The sequence below is a fragment of the Gillisia lutea genome, assembly GCF_021568705.1.
GTDB classification, from domain to species: Bacteria; Bacteroidota; Bacteroidia; order Flavobacteriales; family Flavobacteriaceae; genus Gillisia; species Gillisia lutea.
The window spans coordinates 31,889-52,480 of record NZ_JAKGTH010000011.1; the positions used below are offsets into that span (position 1 = coordinate 31,889).

The 20,592-nt window shown below is 37.7% G+C and carries 15 protein-coding genes; 6 read left to right on the plus strand and 9 right to left on the minus strand.

Annotated elements, in window-relative coordinates:
• Positions 1–8: 8 nt before the first annotated feature.
• Both lysA and L1I30_RS12770 read right to left on the minus strand, forming a co-directional pair.
• Positions 9–1,253 carry a diaminopimelate decarboxylase gene (gene lysA, locus L1I30_RS12765; protein WP_236134683.1) on the minus strand — a complete coding sequence of 415 codons (1,245 nt, stop codon included), beginning with the start codon at positions 1,251–1,253 and terminating at the stop codon, positions 9–11.
• Between the two features lie 130 nt (positions 1,254–1,383).
• Entirely contained in the window at positions 1,384–2,556 is a 1,173-nt protein-coding gene (locus L1I30_RS12770; RefSeq protein ID WP_236134684.1) for an MFS transporter, read from the minus strand.
• 227 nt (positions 2,557–2,783) lie between these two features.
• On the opposite strand from L1I30_RS12770, the gene sucC reads away from it, so the two are divergent.
• Positions 2,784–3,974, plus strand: coding sequence for an ADP-forming succinate--CoA ligase subunit beta (sucC, locus tag L1I30_RS12775; RefSeq protein WP_236134685.1), 1,191 nt, complete (start codon positions 2,784–2,786; stop codon positions 3,972–3,974).
• 120 nt (positions 3,975–4,094) lie between these two features.
• Here sucC and L1I30_RS12780 read toward each other — a convergent pair whose 3' ends face one another.
• The 4 genes from L1I30_RS12780 to L1I30_RS12795 form a co-directional block, all read right to left on the minus strand.
• Positions 4,095–4,355 carry a DUF1456 family protein gene (locus L1I30_RS12780; protein ID WP_236134686.1) on the minus strand — a complete coding sequence of 87 codons (261 nt, stop codon included), beginning with the start codon at positions 4,353–4,355 and terminating at the stop codon, positions 4,095–4,097.
• Between the two features lie 101 nt (positions 4,356–4,456).
• On the minus strand, positions 4,457–5,695 hold the full coding sequence (locus L1I30_RS12785; protein WP_236134687.1) for an ammonium transporter: 1,239 nt from the start codon (positions 5,693–5,695) through the stop codon (positions 4,457–4,459).
• Positions 5,696–5,720: 25 nt separating this feature from the next.
• The gene (locus tag L1I30_RS12790) at positions 5,721–6,059 is read right to left on the minus strand and encodes a P-II family nitrogen regulator (RefSeq protein WP_236134688.1); all 339 of its coding nucleotides are present in this window, start codon (positions 6,057–6,059) and stop codon (positions 5,721–5,723) included.
• 16 nt (positions 6,060–6,075) lie between these two features.
• Positions 6,076–7,221, minus strand: a complete 1,146-nt coding sequence (locus L1I30_RS12795; RefSeq protein WP_236134689.1) for a porin — start codon at positions 7,219–7,221, stop codon at positions 6,076–6,078.
• A gap of 468 nt (positions 7,222–7,689) precedes the next feature.
• Here L1I30_RS12795 and gltB point away from each other — a divergent pair, with 468 nt between their 5' ends.
• The 4 genes from gltB to L1I30_RS12815 all read left to right on the plus strand — a co-directional run bounded on the left by gltB (position 7,690) and on the right by L1I30_RS12815 (position 16,531).
• Entirely contained in the window at positions 7,690–12,198 is a 4,509-nt protein-coding gene (gltB, locus tag L1I30_RS12800) for a glutamate synthase large subunit (protein WP_236134690.1), read from the plus strand.
• Between the two features lie 5 nt (positions 12,199–12,203).
• Entirely contained in the window at positions 12,204–13,670 is a 1,467-nt protein-coding gene (locus L1I30_RS12805; protein ID WP_236134691.1) for a glutamate synthase subunit beta, read from the plus strand.
• A gap of 210 nt (positions 13,671–13,880) precedes the next feature.
• Entirely contained in the window at positions 13,881–14,867 is a 987-nt protein-coding gene (locus L1I30_RS12810) for an aldose epimerase family protein (RefSeq protein ID WP_236134692.1), read from the plus strand.
• A 77-nt stretch (positions 14,868–14,944) separates the two neighbouring features.
• Complete coding sequence (locus L1I30_RS12815; RefSeq protein ID WP_236134693.1) at positions 14,945–16,531, plus strand: solute:sodium symporter family transporter; 1,587 nt, start codon at positions 14,945–14,947, stop codon at positions 16,529–16,531.
• Here L1I30_RS12815 and L1I30_RS12820 read toward each other — a convergent pair.
• The 3 genes from L1I30_RS12820 to galK are packed head-to-tail and all read right to left on the minus strand — an operon-like array spanning position 16,519 to position 19,773.
• On the minus strand, positions 16,519–17,541 hold the full coding sequence (locus L1I30_RS12820; RefSeq protein WP_236134694.1) for a LacI family DNA-binding transcriptional regulator: 1,023 nt from the start codon (positions 17,539–17,541) through the stop codon (positions 16,519–16,521). The two genes, L1I30_RS12815 and L1I30_RS12820, sit on opposite strands and share 13 nt — an antisense overlap.
• 2 nt (positions 17,542–17,543) lie before the next feature.
• A complete protein-coding gene (locus tag L1I30_RS12825; protein ID WP_236134695.1) occupies positions 17,544–18,584 on the minus strand; it encodes a UDP-glucose--hexose-1-phosphate uridylyltransferase in 1,041 nt (346 codons plus the stop codon).
• A gap of 31 nt (positions 18,585–18,615) precedes the next feature.
• Complete coding sequence (gene galK / locus L1I30_RS12830; protein WP_236134696.1) at positions 18,616–19,773, minus strand: galactokinase; 1,158 nt, start codon at positions 19,771–19,773, stop codon at positions 18,616–18,618.
• 114 nt (positions 19,774–19,887) lie between these two features.
• Between galK and L1I30_RS12835 the strand changes: the two genes are divergently transcribed.
• Positions 19,888–20,592, plus strand: a complete 705-nt coding sequence (locus tag L1I30_RS12835) for an NUDIX hydrolase (RefSeq protein WP_236134697.1) — start codon at positions 19,888–19,890, stop codon at positions 20,590–20,592.

Here is a 20,592-nt window from a genome sequence, read left to right on the forward strand (position 1 = left end):
AGAGTTAACTAGCTTTTAGAGACACTTACTTTTTTCTTGTCATTAACATCTAAACTTACATCAACTTGATTTCTAAGAAGATCTTCAAAAACTTCCCTTTTTCTAATTAAATGAGCTTCCCCTTTATAAAATAATACTTCAGCTGGTCTATATCTTGAATTGTAATTGCTCGCCATTGTAAAGCAATACGCACCTGCATTGCTAAAGCTTAGCAAATCTCCTTCACTAATTTCTGAGATACGCTTGTTACTGGCAAAAGTGTCGGTCTCACAAATATAACCCACCACCGAGTAGAAACGGATTTTACCGCCTGGATTGGAAATATTTCTAATACTGTGATTTGCACCATACAGCATTGGTCTTATAAGGTGATTGAAACCGGTGTCAATTCCTGCAAATACAGTAGAGGTAGTTTGTTTTATCACATTTACTTTTGCTACAAACTGGCCGGCTTCACTAACCAAGAATTTTCCAGGCTCAAAAGCAAGTGTCAATTCCTTTCCATATTCCTCGCAGAATTCGTGGAATCTTAAAGTCAGTTTTTCGCCCAATTCTTCAATATTGGTTTCAATGTCTCCTTCTTTATATGGAACTTTAAAACCACTACCAAAATCAAGAAATTCAAGATCCTTAAATTGTTTAGCGGTGTTAAATAATATTTCTGATGCATATAAGAAGACCTCTATGTCTAGAATATCGCTTCCTGTGTGCATATGGATTCCATTAATATTCATTCCTGTATTTTCTACTATGCGGAGTAAATGCGGAATTTGATGAATAGAAATTCCAAATTTGGAATCTATATGTCCTACTGAAATATTGGTGTTTCCACCAGCCATCACGTGAGGGTTAATTCTTATACAAACCGGAACTTTTGGATGTCGTGTTCCAAATTGCTCGAGGATAGAGAGGTTATCAATATTTATTTGTGCACCTAGCTGTGCAACTTCTTCTATTTCTTCCAGAGAAACTCCATTTGGAGTATAGATAATTTGTGACGGTTCAAAACCCGCTTTTAGCCCAAGCTTTACCTCCTGAATGGAAACAGTATCCAGTCCGGCACCTAAGCTTTTCATCAGTTTTAAAATAGAGATATTTGAAAGTGCTTTGGCTGCATAATTAACTTTTAGTTGTTTTATTCCGGAAAACGCATTGGTTAATCGTTTGTACTGTCCAATGATTTTTTCAGCATCATATACATATACAGGGCTTCCAAATTCTTTAGCTATTTTAATTAGGTCTTGATCATTCATTCTTTGATGATTTTAAAATGCAAAAATAATTGAGATTTTTAATTAGTTACAAGTAATATAAAAATATAACACATTAGTGGAATGTGTTATATGTTCATAAAAAGTTAGGAAGATAGAAAATTAACCTGAATTACGCTTCGGCTGTCACCGTTTCATTTTGTCTTTTTCGAATGATGATAACCGCGAGGGCTATAAACACACCACATCCGGCCATAGCTGCTCCTACTAAAGTAGCAGAAGTAAATCCAAACCCCATGGCTATTGGTAATCCTGCTAAATATGCTCCAGAGGCATTTCCCATATTAAATGCACTTTGATTAAGAGAAGAGCCTAACATTTCCGAGCCTTTTGATGAATTAATTACCGCCATTTGTATTGGTGTGGCAATGCAAAAGGCTACCATTCCAATTAAAAATGTCATTATTAGAATAAATACCGGGTCGGTGGCTAAATAGGTATTTACAACTAGAAGGGTAACCATGGTAAGCAACGTTATTATAACCGCAGAGATAGGTGGAAACAGCTCGGCTAATTTTGCGCCTAACAGGTTTCCTATAACCATGCCCACTCCCGCAATTATCATAGCATAACTTACTACACTTTCAGGATGTCCTGCTACGTTGGTTATTAGCGGAGCAATATAACTATACCATGCAAAGAACCCGCCTGTTCCTATAGTTGTAAGTAGGATGACCATCCATAGTTCCAGCTTTTTTAATACCTTAAAATCTTTTCTAAGTCCTTCAGGTGATGATTTATCCAGTTGCGGCATCCAAAATTTGATACTCAGCATTGCCAAGATTCCAATAATTCCTACCATAAGAAAGGATACTTTCCAGCTATAGGTATGTCCTAAGTAAGTTCCAAGTGGCACCCCCAGTACATTTGCCAATGTTAAACCGGTAAACATAGTGGCAATGGCTTTTGCAGCTTTTCCCGGTTTTGCGAGTTTCCCGGCTACTACAGCTCCAATCCCAAAGAAAGCTCCGTGAGGAAGACCAGAGAGAAACCGGTATGCCAGCAAAGTTTCATAACTATTAGCAAAGGCAGAGAGTGTATTGAAAAAAGTAAACCACAGCATTAACAACAGGAGGACTTTATGGGCAGGCCATTTCCCTCCAATCCCTGTAAGTAGGGGGGCACCCACAACAACACCCAGGGCGTAGGCCGAGATAAAATGTCCCGCCTTCGGAATACTAATATTTAAGGCTTCAGCAACATCAGGTAAAATTCCCATGATCACAAATTCTGTCATCCCTATACCAAATCCGCCTATAGCCAGTGCAATTAATGCTTTATTCATTTCGAAAAAATTAAGGGGCAAAAGTAAAGGAGAATTCTCGTTTTAAAGGTGAAAATTAGGTTAAAACCACTATTTCGTTTTAGTGTTGTAAGGCCTGAAAAGCAATGAGAAAAAGGCTTTATTTGCAGCGATTACGTCTTCTGAAGTTATTCCCCAAAAAAGATTGGTACAATACTATTACATTTGCTACTTTTGTCAACCGTAATTAATACTGAAGAAAAGCAGATATGAACATACACGAGTATCAAGGAAAAGAAATTTTGAACAGCTTTGGCGTGCGCATTCAGCGTGGTATTGTTGCTCATAATGCAAAAGAAGCAGTAGATGCTGCCAAAGAACTTACCGAGCAAACAGGAACCGGCTGGCACGTAATAAAGGCCCAAGTTCATGCTGGTGGCCGTGGAAAAGGTGGGGGAGTGAAGCTTGCCAAGAACCTTAAAGAAGTTGAAGAAATTGCAGGACAAATTATTGGGATGAACCTGGTAACTCCGCAAACTTCTGCTGAAGGAAAAAAAGTTCACCAAGTATTAGTTGCTGAAGATGTTTACTATCCTGGAGATAGCGAGCCGGAAGAATATTATATGTCTGTTCTTTTAAATAGAGCAACAGGGCGTAATATGGTAATGTATTCTACCGAAGGTGGTATGGATATAGAAACTGTAGCTGAAAATACTCCACACTTAATCTTTACTGAAGAAATTGATCCTGCTGTTGGTATTATGCCATTCCAAGCAAGAAGAATTGCTTTCAACCTTGGTTTGAGTGGAGCAGCTTTTAAAGAGATGACTAAATTTGTAATAGCTCTTTACACAGCTTACGAAAAGTCTGACTCTTCTTTATTTGAGATCAACCCTGTTTTAAAAACAAGTGATGATAAAATATTAGCGGTAGATGCAAAAGTATCTTTAGATGATAATGGATTATACCGCCATAAGGATTATGCAGAAATGCGTGATATTCGTGAGGAAAATCCTGTTGAAGTAGAAGCTAAAAAAGTGGGACTTAACTACGTAGATCTTGACGGTAACGTTGGATGTATGGTTAATGGTGCGGGTCTTGCTATGGCAACTATGGATCTTATTAAACAAGCAGGTGGAGAACCAGCTAACTTCTTGGATGTTGGTGGTACTGCAGATGCTAAAAGAGTAGAAGAAGCTTTCCGTTTGATCTTGAAAGATGAGAATGTAAAAGCTATCCTTATCAACATCTTTGGAGGTATAGTACGTTGTGACCGTGTGGCACAAGGGGTTGTAGATGCTTACAAGAATATGGGTAATATCAATGTGCCAATTATTGTACGTTTACAAGGTACCAATGCAGATATTGCAAAAGAATTAATAGATAACAGTGGGTTGGATGTACAGAGTGCTGTAGAATTTCAGGAAGCTGCAGATAAAGTTCAGGCAGTACTTGCTTAAGCTTTTGATCTTATATATAAAAAATCCCGGGTATTGCCCGGGATTTTTTGTTTTATATAATTTATAACTGGGTAGCTTTTTTAGAAAGAATTGATCTTACTATTTTTCTTTGTGAAAATGTTATTCTTTTGAAGAAGTATCCTTCTTTTCTTTCTTAGGCATGGGGCCACGCATGTGTATAACCAGACCGTTTAAAAAATTCCGAAGAAACTGATCTCCACATTCTACATATTTAGGATGGTCTTCATTTCTGAAGATTGCTCCCAATTCGCTTCTTGTTACTTTAAAATCTACTAATGCGCAGATGTTTACAATTTCGTCATCACGCAATTTAAGCGCAACTCGTAATTTTTTGAAAATGTCGTTGTTTGTTAATGCCATAGCTGCAAAAATAGGGATTAATTCACTTTAGCTAAAATATTCTTTGTGGAAATAAAAAAGCCCGCTCATCGAGCAGGCTTTTTTCAGATACTTATTAATAATTAATGCTCGTTAGATCTAAAATCTGGATAAGCATCCATTCCGTGTTCATGGCGGTCTAATCCTTCTAATTCCTCTATTTCAGAAACTCTTAGCCCTGCAGTAGATTTGATGATTATAAGGATGATAAATGCAGTTATCACGCAAAATGCTCCAACAATTCCAACACCTGCCAATTGAATAAAGAATTGGTCTAAGCCTGCCATAGTTCCAAATATTCCAACGGCAAGTGTACCCCAAATTCCGCAAATTAAGTGTACAGCAACGGCACCTACAGGATCATCTAATTTTAATTTATCGATTAGAGCAACTCCAAGAACAATAATAGCACCGGCTATTAAGCCAATAATTACGGCTTCGTTAGGCGACATTAAATCGGCACCGGCTGTAATACCTACTAATCCTCCTAAAATTCCATTCAAGAACATGGTAAGATCATAATTTTTATACATCAAGGTAGAAACTAAAAACGCTGCAATTCCACCGGCTGCAGCCGCCAAAGAGGTTGTTACTAATACTAAAGAGGTAATGGCAGGGTCGGCAGAGAGCACAGAGCCTCCATTAAACCCAAACCATCCTAACCATAATATTAAAACTCCTGCTGCTGCAAATGGAATATTGTGTCCTGGGATGGGTTGAGGTTTATTGAATTCATTAAATTTTCCAATACGTGGCCCTAATAGAAAGACTGCTACCAACGCGGCCCAACCGCCCACAGAGTGTACCAAGGTAGATCCGGCAAAGTCATAGAACCCCATAGAGTCAAGAAATCCACCACCCCATTTCCATGAACCTACTATTGGGTAGATAAGCCCTACATAAATAACAACAAAAATCATAAAGCCTCCAATCTTGATACGCTCGGCAACAGCTCCAGAGACAATGGTGGCTGCAGTAGCAGCAAACATTCCCTGGAAAAGGAAATCTGTCCACCAGGTATAACCTCCGCTGGCATATTCGGGTAGCATTCCATTTTCGGGAGCTGCTATACCAAAACCGGCAAATTTTAAGATTCCTGCAGATCCTTCTTCAAATCCCGGATACATCAAATTGAAACCTCCTATATAATACATAAGTAAACCGGCACAAATGATAAATAGATTTTTGAAAAGTATGTTTATAGTGTTCTTTTGTCTAGTAAGTCCAATTTCCAGAAATGAAAATCCGAGGTGCATAAAAAATACCAGCCCCGTACATATCATCATCCATACATTGTTTGCTGTAAATAATCCTGAGTCCATATAATTAATATTTTTTCTTTAGTAATTAGTTTAGAGTTTCTTTTCCTTTCGCACCGGTACGAATTCTATAAGCTTCCACGATATCGGAAACGAATATTTTTCCGTCACCAACTTCTCCAGTGCGTCCTGCCGAAAGAATAGCATCAATAGTAGCCTGTTCAAACGAATCATCCACAACTATCGATAAGTACCTGCGTTGAATATCACTCGTACTATAAGACACTCCCCGGTAGACACTTCCTTGTTTCTCATTTCCTAAACCGGTAACATCCCAATAGGAGAAGAAGTTGATACCTTTTTGATGCAAAGCTTTTTTAACTGCAGAAAACTTAGACTTTCTGATGATAGCTTCTATTTTTTTCATGATTTATATGTTTAGATTAAAATTTATACACTGCTGCAAGAAGAAGAGACGCTAGACTTTCTTGAGTTCCATCTATGTCTGTATTTGTGAATATATCCTGATCGGCTGAATCCAGGCGAACCTCCGGGATAAGCATAAGGTCACCTAAGACAATATTTCCTGAAAGCGTAACGGCAAAAACGCCGGCATCGCCATCACTATCATAAACACCTAAAGCTCCAGCACCGCCGTTAAATTCTTTGAAATATTCAGCTCTGGTTCCTAGCGCAAAGGTTTCACTTAAGCTATACTGTAGATATACCGCTGCTCCGTAAAATCCATAATCGTCTCCATCAACATCTTGTATACCGGTATCTGTAAAGGTTTCGCCTGTAGAGGTGGTGTTGTAAGTAGTGTTGAAGCCTAAATAAAATTCATCTGACACATCTAGACCTGCGGTAAGATCTACCTGAAATGTAGAACCTGCAGAAACATCTCCACCGTTATTACCTTTTCCGTCAAGTTTTCCGTCTTGATCTCCATAAAGAAAATTTAAATACGCACTTCCCGCATCTTTAGCATATCCAAGCTGCGCTCCAAGTGTATAAGTGCCTGCAGGGTTGAATTCGGTATAATCTGTAGGATTCATAACTGCTACCATGGCACTAAACTCATTACTTAAAGCAAAATCTGCTTTTATCCCCGTATGAGAAAATGGCCCATAAGAGAACATATAGGAAGTGGAATAATTAAAGTTAGCTGTGGGTGATATCACCTCATACCCCAAATATGTGTTCCAGTTACCTAGGCTTAATGTTACTTTATCACTTACATTCCAGTATACATAAAGCTGATTTATAATATTGGAACTCCCTATAGAATTAAAAACCGCATCTTCCCCTCGAGGACCATATGCCAGATCTACAACTGCTCCTACCTTCCCTGTTTCATAACTCATAATAACATTGGCCATGCCAAGCGCAAAGCCGGGGTGGTTAGCAAAAGATGTTGCGGGAGCCGGTGCATCTATATCATCATAATTTCTATTGAAGGAATTTAAATTGAAACGCGCATAGACATCTGCTGAACCAGATATGTTGAATTTTTTTGTCGGAGCATCTTCTTCTTGTGCATAAGAATTGAGTGCAAAAAGTAAAACGAAGGGTAGATAGATTTTTTTCATATTGATATACAGATAATTAGTTGAGTACTAATCTATGTATATTTTGAACACCCCTATTAAAAAATAGGGGGTATTGATAAATATTTATACATTTAATAATTAATACCCCCTAAATTTTAGGGGTGTTAATTTTTTGTTATAAAAAAAAGCTTGAAATTATTGTTTTAATGATAAAATTTGATCCGTTTTTGTGAAAATGACGGATAAAACGCCTTCAAAAATTGTCAAAAACGTCAGATTCTGATTTTTAATCTTTTGAACAGGAGTAGAAAAAGTTAATTATTTAGAAAAACTGACTAAAAACTTGTTGCTAATTTGGTAAAAAAGGAGCTTATTATTGTGAATTTAATATCTTAAAATCTATTTTTTGAGAAATTATTAAATGTAAAAAACAATTTATTGAATATTATGCAATTGATTTTTTATTATATAGATTTAGGAATATTAAGTCGAAAAAATTGACGTGCCATGAAGGAAAAACAAGGATTATATTCACCCGAATTTGAACATGAAAATTGCGGTGCAGGGTTTATTTGTAGTCTAAAAGGAAAGAAGTCTAATGACATTATACATAAGGCTCTTGAAATATTACAAAAATTAGAACATAGGGGTGCGGTAAGTAGTGATGGAAAGACCGGCGATGGTGCCGGTATATTAATAGATATTCCGCATGATTTTTTTGTGGAGAACTGTGACTTTGATCTTCCTGCGGAAAGAGAGTATGCAATGGGAAATGTTTTTCTTCCCAGAAAGGAGAATCAACGAGAGTATTGTAAGGCGATCTTTGAGCAACAAATCAGAGAAAAAGGCTTGAAAGTATTAGGATGGCGCAAGGTCCCAGTAGACGCTAGCCACCTTGGAGCTATAGCCGCAGATGTAGAGCCTGTAATTGAACAGATTTTTATTGGGAAACCGGAGGAAGGTTTAGAAGAGCGGCTGTTCCAAATTAAATTATATACTGCTAGAAAAATTACCGAACATACTATTCTTAAATCTAAATTATCTGAGCGCGTATTTTTCTATCTTCCCAGCTTGTCTACTAAAACCTTAATATTTAAAGGACTTCTAATGCCTGAGGATATTAAATTCTACTATAGAGATCTTTTAGACCCGAAAGTTGTTACACGTTTGGCACTGGTACATCAGCGGTTTTCAACTAATACATTTCCTACTTGGGATCTGGCGCAGCCTTTTCGTTATATGTGTCATAATGGTGAGATAAATACCTTAAGAGGGAATATCGCCAGAATGCGCAGTAGAGAAGAATTGCTGAAAAGCGAACTTTTTGATAACGATCTAATAGAGTTATTTCCAATTATATTAAGCGGAAAATCAGATTCTGCTTCTATGGATATGGTAGTAGAACTCTTATTAATGTCGGGCAGATCTTTGCCGGAAATAATGATGATGCTAGTGCCTGAGGCATGGGAGAAGCATCAGGAAATGAGTGAGGCTAAAAAAGCGTTTTATGAATTCAACAGCTGTATCATGGAGCCTTGGGACGGTCCGGCATCGGTACCTTTCACTGATGGAGATTATATAGGCGCTGTATTGGATAGAAATGGTCTTCGGCCTTCACGATATTCAGTTACTAAAGATGATTACGTGATCATGTCTTCAGAAACTGGGGTGTTAGATCTAAAACCAGAGAATATTGCATTTCACGGGAGGTTACAGCCCGGAAGAATGTTTCTGGTAGATATGAATGAAGGTAGAATAATTAATGATGAAGAGATTAAAGAAAGAATAGCTACTCGTAAACCCTATGAGAAATGGCTGGATCAAAATAGAGTTCATCTAAGGGATATTCCGTATAGAAATGAACCTTTAGAAGTAGATCTAACACCAATAGAGTACCGTAAAAATGCTTTTGGATATACTCAGGAGGATGTAAATACCATTATCCTTCCCATGGCTGGTAGTGCTAAAGAACCTATTGGCTCGATGGGGACAGATACTCCGCTCGCAGTGCTTTCTGAAAGACCACAACTTATATATAATTACTTCAAACAATTATTTGCGCAGGTTACCAATCCGCCACTAGATGGTATTCGGGAGGAGCTTATTACAGATCTAAGTTTAACTTTAGGAGGAGATACCAATTTAATGGAGATTACTCCAGATTTTTGTAAGAAGATTAGAATTCAGAATCCGGTGATTTCAAAAGAAGATCTGGACAAGATTAAGAATTTTGACCATCCCGATTTTAAATCTACCAGCATTCCTATTTTATACAAAATAGATCAAGGACTAAATGGAATGGAAGCAGCCTTGGAAGAGATGTTGAAAACGGCAGCCAAGGTTATAGAGCAGGGTAAGACGATACTTATTTTATCAGATAGAGGTGTAGATGAAACTATGGCGCCAATTCCCGCATTATTAGCTTGTTCGTATTTAAATAGTGGCTTATTCAAACTAGGGAAACGTTCTAAAATGAGCTTTATAATAGAATCTGCCGAACCTCGGGAAGTGCATCATTTCGCCCTCTTGTTTGGGTATGGAGCAAGTGCTATCAATCCTTATATGGTGAATGAGATCATTAAAGAACAAATAGACGAAGGGAATTTAAATGGTGTAGATTTTAAGGAAGCAGTTGGAAATTATAATAAAGCTGTTGGAAAAGGGGTAGTAAAAGTAATGAATAAAATAGGGATATCTACTCTCAACTCCTATCGCGGATCTCAGTTATTTGAAGCCTTAGGACTCAATTCTCAACTTATAAATAAATATTTCCCGAGTACTCCCAGCAGAATTGAGGGAATTGGCCTTTATGAAGTTGAAAAGGAAGTTGCAAAAAGACATAAGCGGACATTTAAAACCAAGCATATTCCTGGTGATCTGGATATGGAAATTGGGGGAGAGTACCGATGGAGGCGTAACGGTGAAAAGCATATGTTTAACCCTTTAACCATTGCTAAGCTTCAGGAATCGGTTAGAACTAATAACCCGGCTACTTATAAGGAATATGCTGCCTTAGTGAATGAGCAATCCAAACAATTAATGACCATTCGTGGTTTATTTGAATTCTCAAATTACGATCCAATTCCTTTAGATGAAGTGGAACCCTGGACAGAAATTGTAAAGCGTTTTAAAACTGGAGCAATGTCCTATGGTTCTATTAGCAAGGAAGCACATGAGAATTTGGCGATTGCCATGAACCGGATTGGAGGAAAAAGCAATAGTGGAGAAGGAGGTGAAGACGCTGATAGATTTTATAAAAATGCCAATGGCGATTGGCGAAATAGTGCCATAAAGCAAGTGGCTTCAGGTCGTTTTGGAGTAACGAGTAACTATCTTACCAATGCTTCAGAGATCCAAATAAAAATGGCGCAAGGTGCTAAGCCCGGAGAAGGAGGACATTTACCCGGGCCAAAAGTAAATAAGCAAATTGCTAAGACGAGAAACAGCACCCCGTATGTTGGACTTATTTCTCCACCCCCGCATCACGACATTTATTCTATAGAAGATTTAGCTCAGTTGATATACGATCTTAAATCGGCCAACCGACAGGCTCTAATTAACGTGAAACTTGTTTCTGAAGTTGGAGTAGGAACTATTGCTGCGGGAGTGGCAAAAGCCAAGGCAGATGTCATTCTTATTTCTGGTTATGATGGCGGGACGGGAGCATCACCTCTTACTTCGCTTCGTCATGCTGGTTTACCTTGGGAATTGGGAATTGCCGAAGCTCAGCAAACGTTGGTGCTTAACGATCTTAGAAGCAGGATAAAATTGGAATGTGACGGGCAGTTGAAAACCGGTCGGGATGTTGCGGTTGCCTGTCTTCTTGGTGCAGAAGAGTTCGGATTTGCAACAGCGCCATTGGTGGCCTCAGGTTGCGTAATGATGAGAGTTTGCCATTTAAATACCTGCCCGGTTGGAATAGCAACTCAAAATCCGGAGCTACGGCAAAAGTTTGAAGGAAAACCCGAGCATGTGGTAAATTACATGTATTTCATTGCAGAAGAGCTGCGTGAGATCATGGCGCAGTTAGGATTTAGAACGGTAGATGAAATGGTAGGACAGGTTCATAAATTAGACAGACAAAAAGCTATTGAGCATTTTAAAGCTGCCGGCGTAGATCTTAGTCCAATCCTTCATAAAATTAAGGTTCCTAAAAATGTTTCGGTATATAATACCGGAGGACAGGATCATCATTTAGAGCGATCAATAGATTTTGAAATTATAGAATTGGCCCATCCAGCTTTATTCAGAAAGGAAAAAACTGTACTGGATCTTGAAATCCATAATACCGATAGAGCGGTAGGAGCTATTTTAAGTAATGAAATTTCTAAGATATACGGGGAGCAAGGCTTGCCAGATAATACTTTGAAGATCAATTTTAAGGGATCGGCAGGTCAAAGTTTTGGAGCTTTTGCTACTAAAGGACTCAGTTTAAAAATTGATGGAAATGCAAATGATTATGTAGGAAAAGGTTTATCCGGGGCCCGACTTATTGTAAAGATTCCCGAGGAATCTACTCTAAAAGCAGAAGACAATATCATTATTGGAAACGTTGCTTTATATGGAGCTGTTAGTGGAGAAGCTTATTTCAATGGTGTTGCAGGGGAACGTTTTTGTGTAAGAAATAGTGGTGCTCTGGCCGTAGCCGAAGGTATTGGAGACCATGGATGTGAATACATGACAGGAGGAGTAGCAGTAATTTTAGGAGAGACAGGTAGAAATTTTGGGGCAGGAATGAGTGGAGGTTTGGCATTTGTTTTTGATGAGAAGAATTCATTCAAAAAGAATTGTCTTGCTAAAGATCTCAACCTTGAAGAAGTAAAGGAGGAGGAAGATAAGTTACTTCTTAAAAAGTTGATTACCAATCATTATAATTACACACAGAGTAGATTAGCTCAAAGGATCTTGGAAAACTGGGAGCAATGTTTACCAAACTTTATAAAGGTCCTACCAGAAGAGTATAGACTGGCATTGATAAGGTTAGAAGAAGAAAAATTAATCGATTTAACGGAATAGAGAAAATGGGAAAGCCAACCGGATTTTTAGAATATGAAAGAAAGGTAGAAGCCTATGCTCCTGTCCAGGAGCGATTGAAAGAATATAAGGAATTCACCATTCCACTTGAAGAAAAAGAAATAAAGGATCAGGGCGCACGCTGTATGGACTGCGGAGTTCCGTTTTGCCATAGTGGATGCCCCTTAGGGAATTTGATACCAGATTTTAACGATGCTGTTTACAAAGGTAAGTGGGAGAGAGCTGCTAAAATATTGCATAGCACTAACAATTTTCCTGAGTTTACGGGTAGATTGTGCCCAGCTCCTTGCGAAGAAGCCTGTGTGTTGAATATTAATGAAGACCCCGTAACTATAGAGAATATTGAAAAGAATATTGCAGAGCAGGCTTTTTTAAATGGGTGGGTACAAGCACAACTTCCGGAGAGCCGCACAGGTAAAAAAGTGGCAGTAATAGGATCGGGCCCTGCGGGTCTTGCCGCAGCACAACAACTTAATCGAGCAGGGCATTTTGTTACCGTATATGAAAGAGATGAAAAGGTAGGAGGGCTGCTAAGATATGGTATTCCCGATTTTAAGATGGAAAAATCGGTAATTGATAGGCGTCTAGAAGTATTGGAAGAAGAAGGTATAAAATTTGTTACCGGCGCCCATGTAGGTGAAAATATATCTGTAGAAGAAATAAAGGCGGATCATGATGCAATAATGTTATGTGGCGGAGCAACCGTAAGCCGAACATTACCCATTAAAGGCGCGCATTTAAAGGGAGTGCATCAGGCGATGGATTTTTTACCTCAAAACAATAGGAGAGTGGATAATTTACCATTTTCGGGAAAAGAAATTTCAGCAAAAAACAAGAACGTAATTGTAATTGGGGGAGGGGATACCGGGAGTGATTGTATAGGAACTTCCTTTAGGCAGGGAGCGCTTAGCGTTACTAATTTTGAAATAATGGGTAAAGCAACTCTGGACCGACCCCAAAATCAGCCATGGCCGTATTGGCCAATGAGGCTTCGTACTACTTCTTCACATAAAGAGGGAGCAGAAAGGCATTGGAGTATTTCTACAAAAGAGTTTTTGGGAGATGAAGATGGTAATTTAGTAGGTTTAATTACAACTCAGGTGGAATGGACACATAAATTAGGCGAGCGCCCTCAGTTATCGGAAGTGCCCGGAACCGAGAAAAGATGGGATTGCGATATGGCTTTACTGGCATTAGGGTTTACGGGAAGTGAAACCAGTTTGCCCGAGCAACTAGGTTTAGAAATTGATGCGAGAACTAATATAAAAGCTTCAATAGAAAATTATATGAGCAATGTTCCCGGAATCTTTGTGGCAGGTGATATGAGAAGAGGTCAATCCCTAATAGTCTGGGCAATTTCTGAAGGAAGACAAGCTGCTCACTATGTAGATAAATACCTAATGGGAGTTTCCAACTTGCCGCTTAAAGGCGAAGGTGATCTTCCAAGAGTATAGTTTTGTGAATTTTTAATTTTGGTTAAACAAAAGTCCGGAACGATTAGTATCTCCCGGACTTTTTATTTGTTTTATGTTAATTACGAGAATAGCAACTTTTTTATAATTCTCCATTTGTGCATTTTAATTTTTAATTTTCTTAAAAATCCTTTTCTTTGAAAACATCAAAAGGGAATTCATACTGAAATTTCCATTATTCAATAATTTATTATGAATTCCGAGAACTTAGAAGTTTATTTTTTAACTAACTCCAACGGCACCCGATTGGGAATCCTAAATTTTGGAGCCAGTATCTTCAGCTTATTTATGAAAGATAAAAATGGAGATGAGGTAAATGTGATTGTTGGCCCAAAGGATAAAAACGAATATATATCAAAAGCCTATACCGATGAAAATAAATGTTTTGGAGCTTCCATAGGGAGATATGCCGGGAGAATATCGGAAGGTAAGTTCTTTCTTGATGGTAACTTGTACAAGCTTTATGAAAAAGATGGAGTTCATTTACATGGAGGGTTTAGAGGAATTCATCATAAAATATGGAAAGTAGAATCTATAGATTTGGGTAAAAATCCATCGATAGTGTTGAGTTGTGTTTCCGAAGATGGAGAAGAAGGATATCCGGGTAATTTAACAATACAGGTAACATACACACTTACCGAGGAAAATGAGGTTGTTATTCAATATGAAGCGGAAACGGACAAGCGCACTCCGGTAAATCTTACGAATCACGCTTATTATAATTTAAATGGAAAAGGAAGCGTTAGCAATCATGATCTTTTCATTGCATCTGAAGCAATTCTGGAAGTAGATGAAAAACTACGACCAACGGGAAAATTTCAATTACTAAAAGAAGATGAAAAAGATTTTTCTGCAGTAAAAAAAATCAATTCAATTTTGCTGGATGATACTTTTATCTTTAAAACGGGGGTAAAGGACGAAGTGGTACGCTTATATTCTACTGAAACAGGAATTGAGCTAAAAATCTTTACCAATCAAGCGGCTGCAGTAGTGTTTGTACCGCCTCATTTATCTCAAGCTTGGGAATATCAAACCGAAATAGGAGATAGTTTTCCTTCATTATGTGTTGAAACTCAAAATTTTCCTGATGCTCCTAATCATGATAATTTTCCAAATTCAATACTGGCACCCAATGAGAGGTATAGAAATAAAAGCATTTTTCAATTTAACCTACGTTGAAAAAAATTATAAATGTAAAAGCTACGCTTATATTAGATAAAATTCTATATTTAACGCAAAATTAGTAATAGCATTTTATGATTGGTATTTTATCATTTGTTGGGTTTACTGCTTTAGTAGCAATTATTTCATATTTAGCAACGCGTAAAACCGATGAAACCACCAGCGATGGGTATTTTTTAGGGGGCAGAAGCCTTACTGCAGGAGTAATTGCAGGATCAATACTTCTCACTAATCTTTCTACTGAACAAATTGTAGGTTTAAATGGGCAGGCTTTTACTGAAGGGATTTTGGTAATGGCATGGGAGACTCTGGCAGCTATTGCTATTGTTATTACTGCACTCTTCTTATTACCCCGATACTTAAAAGGAGGGCTTACTACCGTACCACAATTTTTAGAACGACGATTCGATAAAACTACCAAGACCATTGTATCTGCTTTATTCCTATCGGGATATATGGTCATTCTGCTGCCAATTGTATTGTATTCGGGAGGTTTGGCATTAAGTACAATGTTCGATATTCCTAATCTATTAGGAATTGGTGATACTGAGGCATTATGGTTATGTATTTGGGCCATAGGAATAATAGGCTCTATTTATGCGATATTTGGAGGTTTAAAAGCCGTTGCAGTTTCTGATACCATTAATGCTATAGGTTTGTTGGTTGGTGGACTTTTTATACCTGTATTCGGACTAATGGCTATTGGCGATGGTGGGATCTTAAACGGACTCGAAACTCTAGTTGCTTCACACCCAGAAAAATTCAATTCCTTAGGTGGTCCTAGCGCTTCGGTTCCATTTACTACTATTTTTACCGGAATGATGCTGGTAAATCTCTTTTACTGGGGTACCAATCAAGCTATCATTCAACGTGCGTTGGGTGCTAAAAATTTAAAAGAAGGGCAAAAAGGTTTAATGCTGGCTGCTTTTATAAAGATTTTAGGACCAATAATAGTGGTGCTTCCCGGAGTAATTGCTTTTCATATGTTTCAGGGACAATTAGATAATCCAGATCAGGCATATCCAACTTTAGTAAATGCTGTCTTACCTAAACCTTTAGTAGGTTTCTTCGCAGCAGTTTTATTTGGTGCTATTCTTAGTTCTTTCAACAGTGCTTTAAATAGCTCTGTAACTTTATTCGGTATAGATATTTACAAACAGTATTTCAATAAAGATGCTTCTGAAGCTACCGTAGTAAAGTATGGAAAACGCTTTGGTGTACTATTAGCTGTACTTTCTATGTTTATTGCGCCATTTATTGCTAACGCGCCTCATGGTCTTTTCGGATATTTACAAGAAGTTAATGGATGCTACAGTATTCCAATTCTAACCATTGTAGTGATGGGGTATCTTAATAAGCGTATTCCAGCCTTAGGAGCTAAAGTTGCAATTTTTAGTGGGGTAGGTTTGTATATCTTCTATTTATTACTGAAATATTTTGTGGTTGGACCAGAATCGCTTCCTCATTTCCTTCATGTAATGGCAATTATCTTTGTGCTAAATGTTGGAATAATGATGGCTATTGGAAAATGGAAACCAAGACCTGAATTCTATATTCAGAACTATACAAAACAAGTTGATATTACTTCTTGGAAATATGCCAAACCTGTGGGAGTTGGAATATGTTTATTGGTGGTAGCTATTTATATTTACTTCGCGTAAAATAAAGGAAGGGTAGATTCTCGTTCTATAATTGAAGTTTTCAAGACTTTGTGTACGGGTTCAACGGGAATCTTCTTTTCTAGTCTTTTAATTAATGTTTCTGCAGCCAAAGAACCTTGCATAGTAGCATGCTGGTCTACCACTGTTAAAGATGGTACAAAATTCTCTCCCAGAACACCATTGGTAAAACCAATTACAGAAATGTCTTCAGGGATCTTGTACGAATGTTTAATCGAATATTTAATTGTAGAAATAGCTGAAAGTTCGTCTGCAGCAACTATCCCATCTATTTTTCCCTGTTTCAATGCCTCAATTAGAATGCATTCAAATTGAGCATAGTCTTTAATATTGATAATCGTATCTTCAACTCCGGTATTTTCTATGGCTTGCAAGTAGCCGAGTCTTCTTTTTTCACCTACACTGGTTCCGTAGATAGTGGTTAGAAAAATTATATTTCTACAGCCTATTTTTAATAAATGTTCGGTTGCTTCTTTTGCAGCAAGAGTGTCATCTATTTTTATTTTATCGCAAATAAGTAAATCGGAAGTTCTGTCGAATAAAACGATAGGAGTGTTATACCTAATTGCTTCTTCAAAATGAGCATAATCATTAGTGCTCTGAGTTTCCTTCGATAAGGACATAATTAGCCCATCTACACTGCCATTTACCAAAGTGTTGATGCTCTCTGCTTCTTTCTCTAATGATTCATTCGATAAACAGATGATGACCTTATAACCATAGGAATTTGCAGTTTGCTCTATCCCGTGAATAGCCATGGCAAAAAAAGTCATGAGCACATCTGGAATGATAACTCCTATGGTTTTAGTTCTCTGCGACTTTAAGCTTTGCGCTAACTTGTTGGGAGAGTAATTATTTAAAAGGGCAATACTGCGTACCTTATCTTTGGTAACATCGCTAATCTCCGGACTATTATTTATAGCCTTTGAAACGGTTGAAACCGAAAGGTTAAGGATCTTGGCGAGATCTTTTAATGTGCTTTTGCCCCCCATTGTTATTGTTTAGTATAATGAACTTCTGAAAGACTCTTCAAGGTATCTGCTGCTTGCTCGGCAGTGATATCTCGTTGCGGACTCGCAAATAACTCGTACCCCACCATAAATTTCTTTATGTTCTTCGATCTTAGCAAAGGTGGATAAAAAGACATATGAAAATGCCATTCCGGGTACTCCTTGCCATCTGTTGGTTGTTGATGAATTCCAGAGGAATAGGGGAAGGAGGTCTCAAAAAGATTATCGTAGGTAATGCATAACTTCTTTATGATTTCGGCAAAAGCTTTCTCTTCGTCTTGGTTTAATTGCCCAATGTGCTGATAATTTTTTCGTGGAATGATCATCGCTTCGTAAGGCCATACCGCCCAATAGGGGATTAGCGCTACAAAATGCTCATTCTTATGGAGGATTCGCTCATCTAATTCTAGTTCCTGTTCTAAATAGGCTTGCAATAAACTTTTTTTGTTAGCTTCCCAGTATTCTTTTAAATGCTGTGATTTTTTAAGTATCTCGGTAGGAATAGATCTTTGTGACCAAATTTGGCCATGAGGATGAGGGTTACTACATCCCATCATCGAGCCTTTATTTTCGAATATCTGTACGTAATTTATATCTTGTTTGGCTCCTAATTCCAAATATTCCGATTTCCAGGCCTGTACTACTTCAACTATATTTTCAATTTCCATTAAAGGTAAGGTGAGCGAATGGTCTGGTGAGAAGCAAACTACTTTACATATCCCCGATTCCGATTCAGCTCTTAGTAAATTATCATTTACCTGGGCATGAGGTCCATCGGGCAGTAAGGCTGGGAAATCATTTTCAAAAATGAAAGGTTTCTTATATTCGGGATTTACCGCACCTCCGGTTCTTGTATTCCCCGGGCACAAATAGCAATCCTCCATATAAGAAGGTTTCTTTTCTTCAATGGTTTTTTCGGTCTTTCCTTGCCAGGGGCGTTTAGTGCGTTGTGGTGATACTAACACCCATTCTCCGGTCAAAATGTTATATCTTCTATGTGGATTGGAATAGATTTCCTTATTCATTTCTTTAATTTTAAAGTACGATTATTTTTATTTAACTCACTACAGTGCCTTCACTTGGCACTACCGTAATGGTTTCCGGGGTAATATTGTATTCTTTCTCATATGCATTGGTAACTTCTTCAATAAAACCTTCAATAGCAGCTTCTTCAATTAGGTTGATGGTACAACCTCCAAATCCGCCGCCCATCATCCTGGAACCATAGATGTAGTCTTTTTCCTCGGTGAATTTTACTAGAAAATCCAATTCATTACAACTTACCTCGTAGAGGTCTTTTAAGCCATAATGAGACTGATACATTAAGGCTCCAAAATTTTGCAGTTCTCCACTTTTAATAAGCTGGGATGCATTAAGTACACGATTGTTCTCTTCCAGCACATAGCGTACTCTATTGTATTCTGTTTTGGTTAAAGCAGATTTACAATCTTGAAGTAAATCTATGGTAACATCGCGCAGGGTCTTAACTTCCGTATACCTCGATTGAATTATTGATAGCGCATGTTCACATTCTTTCCGACGGTTATTATATTCACCTTCAGCTAGATTATGTGAAACTTTAGTATTGACAAGTAATATTTTGCAGGTCTTAAAGTCTGCAGGAATAAATTCGGCATCAAGGCTTAAACAGTCTAAAAGAATGAGATGATCTTTCTTGCTCATTACCGAGGCGTATTGATCCATGATACCACATTGCGAGCCTACAAAATTATTTTCAGCAGCCTGACATAATTCAGCAATTTCTTGTTTCGATAAATCGAGATTGAAAAGTTCATTCAGCCCCGCGGCTAGTCCACATTCTAATGCTGCTGAAGAGCTAATTCCAGCTCCAATAGGTAGTTCGCTTCTAATTTTACAATCAAAGCCATCCAGTTCTTTACCGCTTTTTAACAGTTCATTTACTACTCCCAAAATATAATTCTCCCAACTTTCATTGCTTTTGCTGAAGTCGTTTAAATCAAATTGAACCCAGGAATTGTAGGTTTCACTAAAAATATTGCATTGACTCACACAACTATTCTTACTAAGTTCAAAGTAAATCTTCTTATCTATAGCGGTTGGCATTACAAACCCATTATTATAATCGGTATGTTCACCAATAAGATTTATTCTTCCCGGGGACGCAACTTTTATAATATGCTTTTGTTTTTCTGGAGTTGTTTCCTTGTTGGTATTTGATTTAGATGTGCTCAATGGAATCAGATTTTGGAATTAAATGTCTTCAAAGATAATAAATGTAATTTATACGTTAATTTTATTATACCGAAAAAAGTAGTTTTTTTGTAGAACAAATCAGTATCCCGAAAAATGAAAGCCGAAACTAAAGATTTTTATATAGAGCAAGATAAGATGTATGTTGCTACAGATTGTATCATCTTTGGTTTTGATGCAGGTAAGCTTAAACTTCTCATTTTTAAAAGGAGGGTCGAACCGCAAAAAGGAGCATGGTCTCTAATTGGTAGTTTTGTAAAACTGGAGGAAAATGTAAGTGAGGCCGCACAACGAGTACTTACAGAGATAACCGGTCTTAAAAATGTCTTTATGGAAGAGCTCAAATCCTATGGAGTGGCAGATAGGGATCCCGGGTACCGCTGTATTTCAATCGCCCAATATGCGTTAATTAGAGTAGAAGATTACGATAGGGAGCTGGTAGAAAAACATGGGGCTCACTGGTACGATATGAAAGAAGTCCCAAACCTAGTTTTGGATCACAATCAAATGGTAGCTGATGCTTTAGAACGCTTAAAGCGAAAAGCCAGATATCAACCAATAGGTTTTGAGTTGTTACCTGAAAAGTTTACAATTCCACAGTTACAGCAACTTTATGAGGCTATCTATCAAAAGGAATTGGATGCTCGTAACTTCAGGAAGAAAGTGCTTTCACATAATGTACTCATCAAATTAGAGGAGAAGGATAAAAGTAGTTCGAGAAGAGGTGCTTTTCTTTATAAATTTGATCATGATACCTATCAGCAATTGCTGCAATCTGGATATAACTTCGAAATATCTTAA